This is a genomic window from Lentzea sp. NBC_00516 (assembly GCF_036346835.1).
In the GTDB taxonomy this organism is placed as follows: Bacteria; Actinomycetota; Actinomycetes; order Mycobacteriales; family Pseudonocardiaceae; genus Lentzea; species Lentzea sokolovensis.
Window position 1 is genome coordinate 507384 of the sequence record NZ_CP107840.1, and the last position, 17312, is coordinate 524695.

The following is a 17312-nucleotide window of genomic DNA, read 5'->3' on the forward strand; positions in this document are numbered from 1 at the left end:
GCGGCGATGCTGCCGGGCGGTTGTGAGGAAAATATGCGCTCAGCGTGCCGGCAGCGTGATCGTGAACGTCGTCCCGCGTCCGACCGCGCTGTCCACGGTGATCGTGCCACCGTGAGCGCTCACAATCGCGTGCACGATCGCCAGGCCGAGCCCGCTGCCGCCGGTGTCGCGGGTGCGGGAGCGGTCCGCGCGCCAGAACCGGTCGAACACGTGCGGCAGGTCCTCGGCGGAGATGCCGGAACCCGTGTCGCTCACGGTGATCCGGCCTCCGTGAGCGGACAACCGGACCGTGCCGGTCGAAGGCGTGTAGCGGAAGGCGTTCGTGACGAGGTTGGTGAGAACCTGCCGCAGCCGCACCGGATCCGCGTGCACCACCCCGCCACCCTCCGCGACGAGACCAGGATGTGCGGCGACCAGCTGGTCGAACAGGTCCCGCAGGTCGACGGGCTCGGGATGCAGCCGCAGCTCACCGGCGTCGGCCAGCGCGAGGTCCTGCAGGTCGTCGATGAGCCGCTGCAGCACCAGGGCCTCGTCGAGCAACGACGTGAGCGTCGTGCGGTCCAGCTCGACCATGCCGTCGCGGGCACCCTCGAGCCAGCTGCGGATCGTGCCGAGCGGGTTGCGCAGCTCGTGCGAGATGTCGCTGGTCATGGCCTTGCGCTGGGCGTCGGTGCGGGCGCGGTGCGCGGCCATGTCGTTGAACGCCCGCGCGAGCTGGCCGATCTCGCTGCGGGACCGGATGTCGACCTGGGCGTCGTCGCCGTGCCGCAACCGCTCGGCGGCGGCTGTGAGCGTGCGCAACGGCCTGGTCATGCGCAGTGCGACGACCATGCTGAGCCCGACGGTCAGCACCAGCACGATCGCGGCGACCAGCACGATCCGGCCGACGTCGAACTTCACGACAGTCGCCTGGGTCGTTTTGCCGGCGGGGTCGGTGACGAACAGCAACGCGGGCGGCGCCACGTAGGGCCGCAGCTGGGTCCGGCGCGCGTTCACCAGGCACTCGGTGTTCGTGGCGGTGGGCTGCCACGACGCGTTCATCTTGATCCGCTCGGCGGGCAGGCCGCGCTGCTTCAGGCAGTCGTTGACGAGGAGGTCGAGCTCGTTGAACGCCGCGGACTCCCCGAGGGTGAGCGTGGTCAGCCGGGTCTGGATCTCGGTGCAGGACGGCGTGGCCGGGGCGGCGGTCGTCCTGTTCACGTTCACGATCGGGCGGCCCCAGGCGGTCGTCGGCGTCGTCTCCGCCTGCGCCGCCTCGCTCGGATTCCGGCAGCGCGTCTGGTAGATCTCCGCGTCCTGGGTCAGGCTGCCCTTCTCGCGGTCGGTGAGCTGGAACGGGCCGGAGATCCGGGCGTCGACCCGGTCGGCGGGGGAGTCCGGTGCCTGCGCGAGGTCGAGCTCCAGCGAGTCGATCACCGCGGACGGCACGGCGGGCAACTGGCTCGGGTCGAGGTTCGTGCCGGTGTCGGAGATGACCTTGCGATCGGCCGTGGTGAGGATCAGCCGGCCCTTGCCCGGCTTGAGCGCGACGCCGTTCCAGTCGCGGTGCTCGACGGCGAACGTGATCAGTTCCCGGTACGTGGCGGCGTCGCCCGCCAGCGCGTTGCCGAGCTCCTGCCTGATCGACGTCGACGTGCTCTGGGCGGCGAGCCACGCGGTCGCGGTGATCGAGCAGAGCGCGACGAGCACCGACGCGGCCAGCAGCCGCGCCAGGACGCTATGCACCGGATCCGTCCACCAGCTTGTAGCCGACGCCGTGCACGGTCAGCAGGTACGCGGGCTTACGCGGCAGGACCTCGATCTTCTTGCGCAGGTTCATGACGTGGGCGTCGATGGTGCGGGAGGTGATGTACCCGTCGAGCCCGTGCACCGCGCTGAGCAACTGCGCGCGGCTGAACACCCTGCCGGGGCTCGCCGCCATCGTGTGCAGGATCCGGAACTCCGACGCGGTGCACTCGGCCGCGTCACCGCGCACCCGCACCTCGTGGCGGTCGGGGTCGATGACGAGGTCGCCGAGCGCGATGTCGTTCGCGGCCGTGCGCTGGACGCGCCTGAGCAACGTGCGCACGCGGGCCATCAGCTCGCGCGGACTGTAGGGCTTCGTGACGTAGTCGTCGGCGCCGAGGTCGAGGCCGTGCAGCAGATCGTCCTCTGTGGACTTCGCGGTGAGCATGAGCACCGGGATCTCCGTCTCGTTGCGCAACGTCCGCACGACTTCGAGCCCGTCGACCTTCGGCATCATCACGTCGAGGATGAGCAGATCCGGCGGATCGCGGCGGATCTCGTCGAGCGCGGCGGATCCGTCGTGGACGATCCGCACCCGGTAGCCCTCCTGGCGCAGGTATCTCCCGAGCATGTCGGCCTGCATCACGTTGTCCTCGGCCACCAGCACGCACATGCCCATGCGTCGCAAGATAGTCACTCGTGCCGCCGCCGCACGGGATGAGGACTCGTTCCGCACAGGATCCTCACAACTGGCTGCCACGGTCGGCTGCATGCGAATACTCAGCGTGGTCGCGCTGCTGCTCCTCGGTGTGCCGGGCCTGGCGGCGGCTTCTCCTTCGGACTCCGACGTGGTCGTGCACGATCTCGGCACGGACGGCGTGGCGGCCTACTGGACGCCGGATCGGATCGCGGCGATGCCGACCGGGCCGTCCGCGCCACCCGGAACGCCCGCCGTCGACGACCCGACCGGCGCACCGGCACCGAACAGCAGGTCCATCGGCCGCCTGTTCTTCGTCGACCGCGACGGCGAGGACTCGAGCTGCACGGCGACCGTCGTGGTGAGCGCTGACAAGCGCACAGCGGTGACCGGCGGGCACTGCGTCCACACGGCGAACCTGATCGGCCAGGACCCGCGGTGGCATTCGAAGATGCTCTTCGTGCCGGGCTTCCGCGACGGGGCCCGGCCGTTCGGCGAGTTCGTGGTGCGCAAGGCGATCGTGAACAGGACCTGGATCACCGACGACCAGCAGTCCGAGTACGACCAGGCGTTCCTGGTGCTGGACAAGCCTGCCGGTGCGAGCGAGAACATCGCCTTCGACCGGCCAGCCGACCGGTTCGCACGGGAGTACGGTTACCCGCGCGCCGCCGGGCAGCCCGGCCACCAGGGCAGGCCGGAGTTCACCGGTCAGCGGCTGGCGCAGTGCTGGGGCACGCCTGCCCACAACCCCGGCCATCCCGAGCAGCAGGTGGACGAGAACCTGTGGGGCGTGCCGTGCGACATGGGCGGCGGCTCCAGCGGCGGGCCCCGGATCAGCGGAAACGCCGTTGTGGGCGTGAACATCCAGAGCTTCAACCTGGACGCGAACGGCCAGTGGGTCCCGTCCGGTCAGGGCGTGCGGCACCTCGGTGGGGCCCAGTTCAGCTGGAGGATCACGGCTCCGCTGTACCAGCGGGCGCAGCGCGGCTAACCGGAGCGGCCGCGATCCTGCCGGGGGATCGCGGCCCTCACCCGGCGGGTGCGAGATCGCCGGCGATGGCGGCGATCAGCTCGTAACTCCGGCGCCGGTCCGCGTGGTGGTAGACCGGCGAGGTGATCATCAGCTCGGACGTGCCGGTCTCGTCGAGCACCGCCTGGAGCTTGCGCACGATCGTCTCGGGGCCACCGACGAGGACGCGGCCGTCATCGGGGAGCGTGGCCGCGTTCTCAGGGCTGGGCAACAGGATCCGGTTGCCTTCCCGCCTGCCGCGCACCTTGGTCCTGATCGGTCCGGCGAGCCACTCGGCCCGTTGATCGTCCTCTGCGCAGATCACCGAGACGCTGACCAGGTCCGCCGCGCAGGTCAGCTCCGGGCTGAGGTGCCGCGCGAACGCGAACGGCACGCCCAGCTCGGCGGCCAGCGTCGCCGTGCTCGGAGACGAGCCCAGCAACCACAGTTCCGGCACGTTGCCGCCCTTCACCGGTACGGCGACGGTGTCCGACGGGTTCAGCAACGCCTGCAGCTCACCGAGTTGATCGCGGTACGGCCGGTCGCTGCGGCGCAAAGCCGAGACAACCGATGGCGGACCACCGGGCGCACGGCCGACGCCGAGGTCGATCCGGCCGGGATGCAGGGCCGCGAGCGTGCCGAACTGCTCGGCCACCACGAGCGGCGGGTGGTTGGGCAGCAGGACACCGCCGGAACCGACGCGCAGGCGGGAGGTCACGGCCGCCAGGTGCGCGACAAGCACGGCGGGTGCGGAACTGGCGACCCCTCGCATGCCGTGGTGCTCCGGCACCCAGTACCGGTGAAACCCCAGCTCTTCCGCCAGTTCCGCGAGATCGACCGTGTTGCGCAACGCTTCGCGCGGCGTCGACCCCTGCACGATCGGTGACGTGTCCAGCACCGACAACCGCAGCCCCATGTTCTGGAGGTTACGGCTCAGCAGCGTTCGTCGGTCTGTCCCCAGTAGACGTTGCCGTCGCCCCACACCTCGCCGTACGCACGCGTGCACTTGGTGAGCGTGTTGGTGCCCTTGGACCAGACGTCCTGCTTGTTGGTCCCGTTGACGTTGCTGTTGAAGTCACGCGAACCGTTCACGACCATGGCGGCGCTGGAGCTGAAGCTGCCGGGCTGCGCGGCGTGGGAGTCCCACACGTAGGTGTAGGCCCAGTTCTTGCCGCAGCCCTTGAACTGCTTCACCGAGGCGATGATCGTGCCGTTCTTCTTCACGTAGCCGGTGGAGCCGATCTGCACGGTGCCGGCGCATCCGGGGGCCGACTCGGCCTGGGCCGTGCCGACCGAGGCGAGGGCCGTCAGCGCCACCGCGGGCAGGAGCAACATCACTTTGCGCATGTCCCGACGGTGCCGCGGGCCGGTTAGTCAGCGGTAAATCACGTCAGCGGTGAATCACGGTTGCGCCGCCAGATCGGAGGGATGCGTCGCCAGCGGCGTCACCTCGACCCGCATGTACTCCCACAGCGGCAACGACGACAGGAACGCGTGTAACTCGTCGTTGGACGGCACGTCGAAGACGCTGATGTTGCTGTACTGGCCCACAACGCGCCACAGATGCGGCCACACGCCCAGCTTCTGCAGTTCCAACGCCCGGTCCTTCTCGGCTCGGACCAACTCGGCGCGATCGTTGGGGTCCATGTCGTGGGGCAGGGAAACGTCCATCCGCACGTGGAAGAGCACGGTCACCTCCTGGGGTCGTGACGGGGAATACCCGCCACGACCGGGAGCTGAACCGTCTTGGACGGAGGATGAACGCAGGGAGCCGTCGCCGCCATCCGCGAGGCGGGCATCTCGATCTCGCACACACCTACGTCTGGCAGCTGAGCAAGGGCCAGCGCGACAACCCCACGAAGCGCCACCTCGAAGGTCTCGCGCAGTTCTTGGGCGTGCCGACGTCCTACTTCCTCGACGACAGCAGCGGCATCGAGGACCAGCTGGAGCTGCGGCTGTACCGGCGGACCGTCGAGATCCGCGACGCCCAGTTCGACCTGTCCGGCCGCGTCCAGTTTGGACGACGAACTGGCCGATCTGCTTGCCCTGCAACGTGCACTGCGCGACCCGGCAGTCGTGGCGGCGGAGCCTCATGCCCCTGTGACGCCGTCGATTCCCTCGCGCAGGAAGTCGGCATGGCCGTTGTGCCGGGCGTACTCGTGGCAGAGGTGGTTCATCACCAGCCGCAACGACACGTGCTCCTCCCACCGCGGCTGGTAGCCCGTGACGTCGAGCGACTCGGCCTCGCGCTCGATCCGGCGGGAGTGCTCGACCTCGGCCTGCCACGCCTCGAACGCCTCTGACCGCGTGGATTCCGAGGCGTCGTAAGCCACCTGGTAGTCACCCGCGTCCGACCACACCAGCGGGATGTCCTCGCCGTTGATGACCTTGCGGAACCAGGTGCGCTCCACTTCGGCCATGTGCCGGACGAGGCTGAGCAACGTCAGTGTGGACGGAGGCATCGAGCGGCGGCGCAGGTCGTCGTCGTTCAGGCCGTCGCACTTCATCGCGAGCGTGGCGCGGTGGAAGTCGAGGAACGCGCGCAGGGTCTCGCGTTCGCCCGCCTGCATCGGCGGGCTCGGACGTTCGGTGGTCACGGCGTCAGTTTGAGCACAAAGAGGCTCTCGCGCATCCGGATTTGGTGTATGTGTAGTCACGTCGTCTACGTGGTTCTGGGGGAATCAATGATGCGTCGATCAGCGCTTGTCGCTGCAATTGGCTTGGCGTGCACGGCTTTCACGGCACCTGTGGCGGTGGCCGATCAGGCAGCCTGCGAGTGGGTCGTGTCGAACGTGCCGGTGCCGTCCGGTTACGACGCCCGCTTCACGACGGTGAAGGGCACGGACAGCAACGGCAACTACTCGGGCAACGCGCTCCGGCAGGGCTCGACGGACAACTCGTACGACGCCGTGATCTGGACCGGCGGACAGCCGAGGGCGCTCCGGGAGGTGGAGAACCTCAAGGACCTGCACGTGTCCGACGAGAACCGTTCGGGCACCGTGCTGCTGTTCGGCCGCTTCCCGGACCGTGCGGCGGTGTTGTTGTACTCCGGTGCGCACGAGACCACCGGCACGATCACCGAGCTCCCCGCTCCGGAGGGCTATCAGCTCAACCCCGCCCTCGCACTCTACGAACGCGGCGACGTGCTGGGCGGCGCCACGCGGATCTCCGACGGCGAGGGGGTGACGGTCCTGTGGACCGCGACCGCGAACCCGGCCGCGCCTCAGATCATCGAACGGTCCATCGGCCTGGGTCAGGACCTGGACGACGACGGCACGGTGCTGCTGCGCCACCCGACCGGCAACGGCGGACTGTTGTGGCGCAACGGTGTCGTGACGCCGCTCGAACACCAGGGCAAGCCCCAGTACGTCCAGGCGATCCGGGGCGGCAAGGTGGTCGGCTACCAGCTCGAAGGCTCGTGGCCCAACGCACAGGCCCTGCTGTGGGACGGCAACGGTGTGGTGAAGCGCATCGCGGGTGCCGCGTCCGCGTACACGATCACCGGAGGCGGCCTGGTCACCGGTCAGCGGTCGTCGCTGACGGGCAAGGCGGCGATCTGGCGGGACACCACCTTCAAGACCGAGCTGCCGCTGCCGAGCGGGGTTTCCGGCGTGTCGGAGCTGTTCGTGGCGGGTGACGACGAAACGCTCTTCAGCAAGTCGGGTTCCGGCCCCCTGCGCTGGAGCTGCGAGTAACTCCGTGTGAGGCGCCACATCACGGCCTTCTCCCATCGGCGCTACGGTGGCCGGTGGGAGAAGGGGTGGCGGATGACGCAGCAGCTGGACGAGGCCGAGTCGGTGTTCGCGGCGGCCCGGCCGAGGCTGTTCGGCATCGCCTACCGCATGACCGGCAGCGTGGCCGACGCCGAGGACCTCGTGCAGGAGGTGTGGGTGCGCTGGCAGCTCGCGGACCGCGCCGCCGTGCTGAACCCCGAGGCGTACCTGGCCACCGCCATCACCCGCCTCGCGATCAACGAGTCGCAGACCGCCCGCGCCCGCCGGGAGACCTACGTCGGGCCGTGGCTGCCCGAGCCTGTGGACACCTCCGCCGACCCGCAGGTCGGTGCGGAACAGGGCTCGGTGCTGGAGCTCGCCGTGCTGATGCTGCTGGAGAAGCTGACCCCGACCGAACGAGCCGCGTACGTGCTGCGCGAGGCGTTCGACTACCCGTACCGGGAGATCGCCGAGATCGTGCAGACCAGCGAGGTCGCGACGCGGCAGCTGGTCAGCCGGGCGCGCAAACACCTCGCGGACGAACGCCGCGTGCCCGTCGAACGAGCGGACCAGCGCAAACTGCTGGAGGCGTTCGTGGCGGCGGCGCAGGCCGGTGACCTGGCCGGGCTCGAGAAGCTGTTCGCGCAGGACGTCGTGAGCTGGTCCGACAGCAACGGCGCGATCCGGGCGGCCGGTCGCCCGCTGGTCGGCGCGGCCTCCCTGGCGAAGATCATCTCGGGGTGGGCGCCGTCGTTCTGGGCCGGCGCCGAGGCGTCGTTCGTGGAGGCGAACGGGCTCACCGCCATCCGGCTGCGCAGGGACTCCGGCACCTACGCCGTGATCACTGTGACGGCCTCCGGCGAGGGCATCGACCAGGTGTTGTGGCTGGTCAACCCCGACAAGCTGGCCGCGTTCCGGTAGGCCTGTCACAACTTCGGGGGCTGTCCTGTCTTAGCTCGTGAACACCCGCACGCGGCGGGCTCACGAGAGGGACGGACCCATGAGGATCGTTGTCATCGGCGGCACCGGGTTGATCGGCAGCCAGGTCGTGAAGCGGCTCGGTGAGCACGGCCACGACGCCGTGCCCGCCTCCCCGAACAGCGGCGTGAACACGCTGACCGGAGAAGGCGTCGAGGAGGTGCTGCAGGGCGCCGACGTGCTGATCGACGTGTCGAACTCGCCGTCGTTCGCCGACGCCGACGTCATGAACTTCTTCACCACCGCCACGACGAACCTGACCAAGGCCGCCGCCGACGCGGGCGTCGGTCACTACGTCGCGCTGTCGATCGTCGGCACGGACGAACTGCCCGAGTCCGGCTACCTGCGCGCGAAGGTGGCGCAGGAGAAGCTCATCACCGAGTCGGGCCTCACGTACTCGATCATCCGCGCCACCCAGTTCTTCGAGTTCGCGGGTGCCATCGCGAACTCCGCCGAGCAGGACGGCGCCGTGCACCTCCCGCACGGTGGCGTCCAGCCGATCGCGGCCTCGGACGTCGCCGCGGTGGTCGCCAGGACCGCCGCGACCGAGCCGGTGAACGGCGTGCTGGAGATCGGCGGGCCCGAAGAGTTCACAATGGACGGTTGGATCCGCACGGTGCTGACGCAGCGCAAGGACGAGCGCGAGGTCGTGAGCGACCCGCAGGCCAAGTACTTCGGCACGCTCCTGACCGGCAAGCAGCTCGTGCCGAACGCGGGCGCGCAGCTCCAGGCGACCAGCCTGCAACAGTGGCTGGACGCCGGGAACTGACACTGCGTCGTGGAGAGTGCGGCCGTTCGGCCGCACTCTCACGCGTGCCAGTTGTACGAATGGGTGGCCGACTCGATCGACCTCTGGGTAGCGTGGGCATCGCTTGGCTCACGAACTCTGGGGGAAGACATGAGTCGAAGACTCTCTTTTGTGCTGTCCACAGCCTTACTGGCCACCGTTGTCGTCACGACGCCGGCGCGCGCGGACACGACGATCACCGACCTCGGCGGCGTTCCGGGCGCCACCTCGAACTGGGCCTTGGCCGTCAACGAACTCGGCGTGGCGGTGGGCGGCAGCGGCTACAGCGACGGCCGCACGGATCGCCCGGTGAAGTTCGACGGCCAGGGCGGGGCGACCGAGTTCGCCGGACCGGCCGACGGACGCACCTCGGTGAAGGCGGTCAACCGCTTCGGAGTCGCCGTCGGCACCACCAGCGGTCCCAGCACGGGAACGAGGGCCATCCGCTTCAACGAGGACGGTTCGTACGCGGTGCTGTCCGTGCCGTTCGGTTTCGAGAACTCGCTCGGGCTCGCGATCGACGACCGCGGGACCACGTACGGCATCGCCACCAACTCGAACAACCAGCAGATCCCCGTGCGCTGGCGGCCGAACGGCGTCCTCAACGCGATGAAGCTGCCGACGGGCGCCACCTGGGCCTACGTGTCGGACGCGGCGGCGAACGGGTACGTGGCCGGATACGTCTCCGGTCCCGGTCTCCCGACCTCGGCGGTGCGCTGGAACCCCGACAACACCGTGACCGTGCTCGCCAGGCTGGCGGACGGCGCGGTGACCAGCGCCCAGGCTGTGAACCAGGTCGGTGAGGTGGCCGGCAACGCCAACTCCGCGAACGACCAGGAGACGTTCGGCGTGCGCTGGAACACCGACGGATCGGTGACGAACTTCGGCCAGGGCAGCCTGCCGAAGGGCATCAACGAGCACGGCGTGGTCGTCGGCAGCTACTACGTCGGAGCAGACCAGCACCCGTTCCGCTGGGACCGGTACGGAACCAAGCTCGAACTGGGCCACCCCGATGGTGTCACCAGTGCCGCCGCGCTGGACATCAACAGCGACGGCGTGATCGTGGGATGGGCGGGGGCCCGTGCCGTGAAGTGGGTCGTCGGCTGAGTCGTCGCGAGCCACCGTTCTGCACAAAAACTGGGGGAAGAAAATGAGTCGAAGGCTCTCTTTTGCTTTGTCCGCAGCACTTCTGTCGACGCTGGTCGTCACGGCGCCGGCCCACGCGGAAACGACGATCATCAACCTCTTCGGCCTGCCGGGAGGCGTCGGCCACCGGGCGATGTCGATCAACGACTCCGGCCTCGCGGTGGGAAGTTCCATCGTCAGGGGTGTCACTCGCGCGGTGAAGTTCGACGGCTCTCGGGTGACCGAGGTCTTCGGGCCGGACGGCGTGGACGTCCGCCTCACCGCGGTCAACAACCACGGGGCAGCCGTGGGCAACAGCACCTTGCCCGGCGTCAGCGACAACGCCATCCGGTTCGACCCGGACGGGACCTACTCGGTGCTCAGCATTCCGTTCGGCCACAACTACACGAGGGCGGTGGGGATCGACGACAACGGGATCACCTACGGCGTCGCCGAAGGCAACGACCGCACGACGCCGGTGCGCTGGAGGCAGAACGGCGTCCTCGCCGCCCTGAAGTTGCCGGCGGGTGCCACTGGCGGGAGCGTGGTGAGCGCCTCACCGAACGGGTATGCGGCCGGATTCGTTTTCGGTCCTGGGCTGGACTGGGTGCCGGTGCGCTGGAACCCCGACTACAGCGTGACCGTGCTCCCACTGCCGGCCGACGGCGTCAGGAGCCGCGCATCGGCGGTGAACCGCAACGGTGACGTGGTCGGCGTCGTCGAGACCGCTAGAGGCGACGGGTACGGCGTGCGTTGGAACGCCGACGGGTCAATGAACAAGTACGGCCCACTGGATGAGCCGACAGGTATCAACGACCACGGCACCGTGGTCGGGTACGGCAACGTCGACAACGAGTGGCGCCCGTTCCGCTGGACCCGCGAGGGTGAGAAGCTCGATCTGGGCCTCTTCACGCGCGTCGGCAGCATCGAGAAGCTGGCCATCAACAACGACGGCGTGATCGTGGGATCGGTCTGGGGCACCGCGTACAAGTGGATCGTCAGCTGAGACGGACCGGCCAGGTCATCGGGGTGTTGCCCGGTGACCTGGCCAACGTGATCGTTCCCTCTATATCGTGACCCCCGCATGGCTCACTGACTTGGGGGATTGGGAATGAGTCGAAGACTCTCCTTTGCTTTGTCCACAGCACTTCTGGCGTCGGTCATCGTCGCGCCACAGGCTCACGCGGCCACGACGATCACCGAACTGGGCAGCCTGCCGGGCTCCAACGGCAGCACGGCGGCGGCGATCAACGACTCGGGCGTCGCGGTCGGGAGCTCCGGCAGGGGCGGTTTCAACCGGCCGGTGAAGTTCGACGGCAACGGCGTGTCCGAGCTCGCCGGACCGGCCGACCGCCACACCGAGCTCCAAGCGATCAACAACCGCGGTGTCGCCGCGGGTACCGCCACCGGTAGCAGTCCCGACGTCGCCGGCAGGGCCCTCCGCTACAGCGCGGACGGAACGTATGCGGTGCTGTCCGTGCCGTTCGGCTACTGGTCCGCGTCCGCGGTCGCGATCGACGACTCCGGCACGGTCTACGGCACCGCGGCGGGCCGCAGCGACGATCGCGAGATCCCGGTGCGCTGGCGGCTGAACGGCGTTCTCGCCGCCTTGAAGTTGCCGGAGGGCGCCACCTGGGGCCGCGTGACGGGCGCGTCGCCGAACGGCTACGCGACCGGGGTGGTCTCCGGGCCGGGGATGAACCGTCTGGCGGTGCGGTGGAACCCCGGCGGCACCGTGACCACGCTGCAAAGGCTGGACGACGGTGCCGTCTCCGAGGCTCTGGCGGTGAACCGGAACGGTGACGTGGTCGGCACCGCCGACTTCTGGAACGAGGGGACCTACGGCGTGCGTTGGAACGCTGACGGGTCGATGACCAAGTACGGTCCGAACCTCAAGCCGTGGAGCATCAACGACCACGGTGTGGCGGTCGGGTGGAGCATGACCGCGAACCGGAACGTCCCGTACCGCTGGAGCAACGAAGGTGAGGAGCTCGACCTCGGGGTCCCCACCGGCAACTCGTTCGCGTACCCGCGGGACATCAACAACGACGGCGTGATCGTCGGAATGGCAGACGTGGCCGCGTACAAGTGGACCGTCAGCTGATCGTCGGCTAGAACCTCGCGTCGCGCAGCTGGCGGCGCGAGGTCACGCCCACCTTGCCGAACACCTTGCGCAGGTGCCATTCCACGGTGCGCGGGCTGATGAACAGCCGCGTGCCGATCTCCGGGTTCGAGTAGCCCTCGCGGGCCAGCCGGGCGATCTGGTACTCCTGCGCGGTCAGCTCGTCGGTGGGCTCGGCGGTGCGCTTGCGGGCCGTCTCACCGGTCGCCTGCAGTTCGCGGAAAGCCCTGTCGGCGAACGCGGTCATGCCACTGGCCGTCAGAATCTCGTGCGCGGTGCGGAGATGCTCACGCGCCTCGACGCGCTGGCCCTCACGGCGCAGCCACTCGCCGAACAGCAGGTGGGCGCGGCCCAGTTCACCGCGCAAAGCCGTGCGCTCCAAGGAAGAGATCGACTCGGCGAACGCGGCGGTGTCGCCGTTCAACGCGCGCAGCCGGGCCTTGATGCCCGACGACCAGTGCGTGTCGACCCACGGTGCCGAACGTTCCAGGGCCTCCGCGACCAGAGCCGTGTCGCCGGTGCGGGAGGCGGCCTCGGCCAGTTCGGACGCGATCAGGCAGCTGTAGACGAGGGTGTCGGACGCGAACACCCGCAGCGCCGCGTCCCGGGCGAGGTCGTGGCGGCCCAGTCCGTTGTGGAGGATCGCGGCGGTCCAGTCGGCGATCACGGCCAGCCGTCCCTGACCCGCGGCCAGCGCCTCCGCCCGAGCCGTGGTGGCCACGTCCTGGCCGCGATAGGCGGCCTGCAGCAGCATCGCGTAGCCGACCGGCGGGATGCCGGTGACCTCGGAGATGCGCTGGTCCTCCTCGATCAACGCCTGCGCGGCCGCTGGCTCGCCGGCGAGGAGTTCGTTGTCCGCCAGGAAGTTCAGCGCGAACTGCAGTTGCACGAGCGCACCGGCGTCCCTGGACAGGCGGACCTGCTGCTGGGCGAACGCGCGGCGCGTGTCGAAGTCCCACATCTCGCTCGCGACGATCCCGCCCGCGCGGTTGCCGAACAGCCACGGCACACGGCTGATGTCGTCGGCGCCGACCTTCAACGCCCGCACCTCGTCCAGTGCGCGCGCCATGTGTGGAACGGCCGCCGCGTACCCCGACGTGATGCGGGTCGCCAGAGCGTCGAGCACCTGGTCCAAAGCGCAGGCCGGGGTGCGCGCCGGGGGAGCGGTGCGGGCGGCGTCGGCCAGCGGCGCACCGGCCCAGATCGCGGCCGAGAGGCCTTCCAGGTGCGTCTCGCGGGCCAGGTCGGCGTCGAACGGCGTGAGCCGGCGGGCGGCGCTGAACAGCAGCGGCGCGGCGTCGGCGACCCGGCGCTGGTCGAACGCGATGTGGCCGCGCAGGTGCTCGATCTCGGCGCTGCGGCGCTCGTCCGGTGGCCCGGCCTCGACCGCTGACAGCAGCCGCAACGACGCGTCCAGCGCCCCGGCGTCACGCTTGGCCCGCGCGGCGGCGAGTTCGCGGGAGGCCCGGCGGCCGGGTTCGGGGGTGAGCACGGCGGCCTGTTCGAGGAACGCGGCTGCGGCCAGCAGCCCGCCACGGGCCTGCGCGCGACCGGCCGAATGCTCCAGCGCGGCGGCGACCTCCTCGTCCGGCGCGGCGGTGCCCTGCGCCCGGTGCCACACCCGGCGGTCCGGGTCGATGGCCGGATCGGTCACGTCGGCCAGCGCCCGATGCACCCGCATGCGGTCCACAGTGGACGCCGACCGGTACACGGCCGATCGCACCAGCGGATGCCGGAACTGGACGCGGGCGCCGAACTCGATCAGCCCGGTGCCCAGAGCAGCGGCGGCCGGGTCCGCGCCCAGCCCGAGCAGTCCGGCGGCCTGCCACAGCAGGGTCGCGTCACCGAGCGGTTCGGCGGCGGCGATCAGCATCAGGAGCCGGGTGTCGGCGGGCAGCGGCGCGATCTGCCTGACGAAACCGGCCTCGATGCGGCTGGTCAGCGGCCCGCCGTCCAGTCCGTCCGCCAGTTCGGCGGTCGTCCACGCGCGCGGCAGCTCCAGCAGCGCCAGCGGGTTGCCCCTGGCCTCCGCGACGATCCGGTCGCGCACCCGGCCGTCCACCGGCCCCTTGATCACCGACTCCAGCAACGAGCGGGCGTCGGCGTCGTCCAGGCCGCGCACGAACAGCTCCGGCAGCCCGTCGAGGTAGTCGTTGCCCTCGCGCAGCACGAAGACCAGCGCGATCCGTTCGGCGAGCAGCCTGCGGGCGACGAACCCGAGCACCGCCGACGACATCGAGTCGAGCCACTGCGCGTCGTCGACCAGGCACACCAGCGGCTGCTCGTCGGCGACCTCGGCGAGCAGCGTCAGCACCGCCAGCCCGACCATGAACCGCGTCGGCCGGGATCCGGTGGCCATGCCGAACGCCGTGCCGAGCGCCTCGCGCTGCGGTGGCGGCAGCTTGTCGAGCCGGTCGAGGAACGGCACGCACAGCTGGTGCAGCCCCGCGTACGGGAACGCGCTCTCGGACTCGACGCCCGCGGCCCGCGTCACGCGGAAGCCCGAGGCGCGCGTCGACACGTGGTCGAGCAGCGCGGTCTTGCCGATCCCGGCCTCACCCCGCAGGACCAGCACCTGACCTGCGCCGGACCGCGCCTGCGTGAGCAGCCGGTCCAGCGTCTCGCCCTCAGCGCGTCTGCCCAGCAGACCTTCGTCCGACACGGGTCCGAGCGTAGTCACCAGGGATCGACCAGGGGGTTACACGGGTTCGAACCGGCCCCTGGTGGGAGCAGTCTCATGTCATCGACAAAACGAAGGAGTGGGACCCGATGGACTACAGGTTCGAGGTCACCGTCATCCCGGTCAGCGACATCGACAGGGCCGTGCACTTCTACAAGACGCTGGGCTGGCGTTTCGACGCCGAGTTCGCTGACGACGAGGGCTACCGCCTGGTCCAGTTCACCCCGACCGGCTCGCCCGCGTCGATCATCTTCGGCAACGGCGTCTCGAACGCGGAACCGGGCAGCGCCGAGGGCATGCACCTGATCGTGGACGACATCGAGGCCGCCCGCGAGGACCTGATCGGCCGCGGCGTGGACGTCAGCGAGATCTTCCACGACAAGACCGGCGTCTTCCACCACGCCGGCACGGTCGGCCGCGTCGCCGGCCCGGACGCCGCCCGCACCAGCTACGGCTCGTTCGCCTCGTTCAGCGACCCGGACGGCAACGGCTGGGTGCTGCAGGAGGTCACGACGCGCCTCCCTGGACGTGTGTGATGACCTCGCACTACGACGTGATCGTCATCGGCGGCGGTTCACCCGGCGAGCACTTCGCCGCCGCCGTCGCCGAGGGCGGGCTGCGCGTGGCGCTGGTCGAGCGCGAGTTGCTCGGCGGGGAGTGCTCGTTCTACGCCTGCATCCCCTCGAAGACGTTGCTGCGTGCCGGTGAGGCCGTGGCGGCGGCCCGGCAGGTGCCGGGCGCCCGTGAGGCGGTCACCGGCGAGATCGACGCGAAGGCCGTGCTCGCCTACCGCGACTTCATGGTCTCCTCCTACGACGACGCGGGCGGCCAGAAATGGGCCGAGAGCGCGGGAATCGACGTGCTGCGGGGCGACGGCAAGATCGCCGGTCCCGGCACCGTCGCGGTGGGCGACCGGACCTACACGGCCGACCACGTCGTGATCGCCACCGGCTCGTCGGCGTTCATCCCGCCGATCCCCGGCCTGCGCGACCTGGACGTGTGGACGAACCGCGAGGCCACCGGGGTCCAGGAGATCCCGCGCCGGCTGCTGATCCTCGGTGGCGGCCCGACCGGGGTCGAGCTGGCCCAGGCGTTCACGCACCTCGGCGCCTCGGTCGCGCTGGTCGACGGCGCCGACCGGGTGCTGTCCCGTGAACCTGAAGCGGCCGGCCGCGCACTGGGCGAGGCGTTGACCGCGGACGGGGTCGAGCTGCACCTGGGTGTTCGTGCTGACAAGGCCTCGTTCGAGAACGGCGAGTACGTCCTCGACCTCTCGGACGGGACGCGGTTGCGCGGCGACAAGCTGCTCGTCGCCACCGGCCGGCGTCCGCGCGTCGACGGCATCGGGCTCGACACCGTGGGCATCGAACCGGATCCGCGTGGGCTCGCCACCGACGAGCGGATGAACGTGGCGGACGGCATCTGGGCCGTCGGTGACGTCACGGGCCAGTGGAACCTGACCCACGTCGGCAAGTACCAGGGCCGGGTGGCCGCCGCGAACATCCTCGGCCAGCACGCGAGCGTCAACTACGACGCCGTGCCACGGGTCGTGTTCACCGATCCGCAGGTAGCCGCAGTCGGTGCGGCAGAAGGAAAGTACACCGCGACCGCTCACCTGTCCGGGGTCGCTCGTACGGCCACCTACACCCGTGAGTACGCCACGCGGCCCGGATTCCTGACCCTCGTGTCCGACGGCGAAGTCCTCACCGGCGCACACGCCGTCGGCCCGGAGGCGGGCGAGTGGTTGCAGCAGGCCACCGTCGCGATCCGCGCGAAGGTCCCGCTGGCCGTGCTGCTCGACGTCATCCAGCCGTTCCCCACCTTTTCGGAGGCGTTCCTCAACGCTCTCCACGATCTCGCGAAGGAAGTAGCGAAGTGAAGAACCTCGACCAGATCGACATGTTGCTCGAAGTCACCGTCATCCCCGTCACCGATGTCGAGCGCGCCAAGGAGTTCTACTCGCGCCTCGGCTGGCGCCTGGACGTCACCCCGCCGTGGGTCGTGCAGTTCACCCCTCGCGGATCGGACGCCTCCATCCACTTCGGTGAGGGCGCGACGACCGCGGAACCCGGTTCCGGCAGGCACTTCCTGATCGTCTCGGACATCGTGGAGACGCACGAGGCCCTGCTCGCCGCCGGCGTCAAGGTCGGTCCGCTGTTCCACGGCGGACCGGACGGTCCCGTCGAGGGAGCGGACCCCGAGCGCCGCAGCTACTTCACGCGCGCCGAGTTCGCCGATCCGGACGGCAACACGTGGATCCTGCAGGAGGTCACGACCCGCCTGCCCGGCCGCGTCGACGCCGACGACACGTCCTACGCGTCGATCGCCGACCTGGCCGCGGCGTTGCGCAGGGCCGCTGTCGCCCACGGCGAGCACGAGAAGCGCAACGGCGGCGAGTACGACGAGAACTGGCCCGACTGGTACGCCGAGTACATGGTCAAAGCGCAGACGGGCGAGCAGCTGCCGCAGTAGGTTC

The 17312-nt window shown here is 69.9% G+C and carries 17 protein-coding genes; 10 read left to right on the forward strand and 7 right to left on the reverse strand.

All coding sequences use genetic code 11. The features are described 5' to 3' along the window. Window positions 1-39: 39 nt before the first annotated feature. Together OG205_RS02390 and OG205_RS02395 are read right to left on the reverse strand one after the other, a co-directional pair. On the reverse strand, window positions 40-1725 hold the full coding sequence (locus OG205_RS02390) for a sensor histidine kinase (RefSeq protein ID WP_330274563.1): 1686 nt from the start codon (window positions 1723-1725) through the stop codon (window positions 40-42). Beyond that, window positions 1718-2398, reverse strand: coding sequence for a response regulator transcription factor (locus OG205_RS02395; RefSeq protein ID WP_319981434.1), 681 nt, complete (start codon window positions 2396-2398; stop codon window positions 1718-1720). Before OG205_RS02395 ends, OG205_RS02390 begins: the two co-directional genes overlap by 8 nt. Before the next feature lie 97 nt (window positions 2399-2495). Here OG205_RS02395 and OG205_RS02400 point away from each other — a divergent pair, with 97 nt between their 5' ends. Further along, window positions 2496-3413 (forward strand): trypsin-like serine peptidase, encoded by a 918-nt coding sequence (locus OG205_RS02400; protein WP_330274564.1) that lies wholly within the window; start codon window positions 2496-2498, stop codon window positions 3411-3413. A 37-nt stretch (window positions 3414-3450) separates the two neighbouring features. On the opposite strand, the gene OG205_RS02405 is transcribed toward OG205_RS02400, so the two are convergent. The 4 genes from OG205_RS02405 to OG205_RS02425 all read right to left on the reverse strand — a co-directional run bounded on the left by OG205_RS02405 (window position 3451) and on the right by OG205_RS02425 (window position 6028). Next, window positions 3451-4347: an LLM class flavin-dependent oxidoreductase gene (locus OG205_RS02405; RefSeq protein WP_330274565.1), complete on the reverse strand. Its 897-nt coding sequence runs from the start codon at window positions 4345-4347 to the stop codon at window positions 3451-3453. Window positions 4348-4364: 17 nt separating this feature from the next. After that, the gene (locus OG205_RS02410) at window positions 4365-4778 is read right to left on the reverse strand and encodes a hypothetical protein (RefSeq protein WP_330274566.1); all 414 of its coding nucleotides are present in this window, start codon (window positions 4776-4778) and stop codon (window positions 4365-4367) included. 54 nt (window positions 4779-4832) lie between these two features. After that, window positions 4833-5120 (reverse strand): muconolactone Delta-isomerase, encoded by a 288-nt coding sequence (gene catC, locus OG205_RS02415; RefSeq protein ID WP_330274567.1) that lies wholly within the window; start codon window positions 5118-5120, stop codon window positions 4833-4835. Between the two features lie 401 nt (window positions 5121-5521). Then, the gene (locus OG205_RS02425) at window positions 5522-6028 is read right to left on the reverse strand and encodes a DinB family protein (protein ID WP_330274568.1); all 507 of its coding nucleotides are present in this window, start codon (window positions 6026-6028) and stop codon (window positions 5522-5524) included. Between the two features lie 156 nt (window positions 6029-6184). Between OG205_RS02425 and OG205_RS02430 the strand changes: the two genes are divergently transcribed. The 6 genes from OG205_RS02430 (at window position 6185) to OG205_RS02455 (ending at window position 12138) form a co-directional block, all read left to right on the forward strand. After that, complete coding sequence (locus OG205_RS02430) at window positions 6185-7126, forward strand: hypothetical protein (RefSeq protein WP_330274569.1); 942 nt, start codon at window positions 6185-6187, stop codon at window positions 7124-7126. A gap of 72 nt (window positions 7127-7198) precedes the next feature. Further along, the gene (locus tag OG205_RS02435) at window positions 7199-8065 is read left to right on the forward strand and encodes an RNA polymerase sigma-70 factor (RefSeq protein ID WP_330274570.1); all 867 of its coding nucleotides are present in this window, start codon (window positions 7199-7201) and stop codon (window positions 8063-8065) included. Window positions 8066-8144: 79 nt separating this feature from the next. Further along, window positions 8145-8891, forward strand: a complete 747-nt coding sequence (locus tag OG205_RS02440; RefSeq protein WP_330274571.1) for an SDR family oxidoreductase — start codon at window positions 8145-8147, stop codon at window positions 8889-8891. Between the two features lie 129 nt (window positions 8892-9020). Next, on the forward strand, window positions 9021-10016 hold the full coding sequence (locus OG205_RS02445; protein WP_330274572.1) for a hypothetical protein: 996 nt from the start codon (window positions 9021-9023) through the stop codon (window positions 10014-10016). A 67-nt stretch (window positions 10017-10083) separates the two neighbouring features. Beyond that, window positions 10084-11040, forward strand: coding sequence for a hypothetical protein (locus OG205_RS02450; RefSeq protein ID WP_330274573.1), 957 nt, complete (start codon window positions 10084-10086; stop codon window positions 11038-11040). 105 nt (window positions 11041-11145) lie between these two features. Continuing rightward, complete coding sequence (locus OG205_RS02455) at window positions 11146-12138, forward strand: hypothetical protein (RefSeq protein WP_330274574.1); 993 nt, start codon at window positions 11146-11148, stop codon at window positions 12136-12138. Window positions 12139-12145: 7 nt separating this feature from the next. On the opposite strand, the gene OG205_RS02460 is transcribed toward OG205_RS02455, so the two are convergent. Continuing rightward, the gene (locus tag OG205_RS02460; RefSeq protein ID WP_330274575.1) at window positions 12146-14818 is read right to left on the reverse strand and encodes a helix-turn-helix transcriptional regulator; all 2673 of its coding nucleotides are present in this window, start codon (window positions 14816-14818) and stop codon (window positions 12146-12148) included. Window positions 14819-14925: 107 nt separating this feature from the next. Between OG205_RS02460 and OG205_RS02465 the strand changes: the two genes are divergently transcribed. The 3 genes from OG205_RS02465 to OG205_RS02475 are packed head-to-tail and all read left to right on the forward strand — an operon-like array spanning window position 14926 to window position 17308. Then, complete coding sequence (locus OG205_RS02465; RefSeq protein ID WP_330274576.1) at window positions 14926-15372, forward strand: VOC family protein; 447 nt, start codon at window positions 14926-14928, stop codon at window positions 15370-15372. Further along, on the forward strand, window positions 15372-16715 hold the full coding sequence (locus tag OG205_RS02470) for a dihydrolipoyl dehydrogenase family protein (protein ID WP_330274577.1): 1344 nt from the start codon (window positions 15372-15374) through the stop codon (window positions 16713-16715). The genes OG205_RS02465 and OG205_RS02470 overlap by 1 nt, the downstream gene beginning before the upstream one ends. Continuing rightward, window positions 16712-17308 carry a VOC family protein gene (locus OG205_RS02475; RefSeq protein WP_330274578.1) on the forward strand — a complete coding sequence of 199 codons (597 nt, stop codon included), beginning with the start codon at window positions 16712-16714 and terminating at the stop codon, window positions 17306-17308. The genes OG205_RS02470 and OG205_RS02475 overlap by 4 nt, the downstream gene beginning before the upstream one ends. Window positions 17309-17312: the final 4 nt, after the last annotated feature.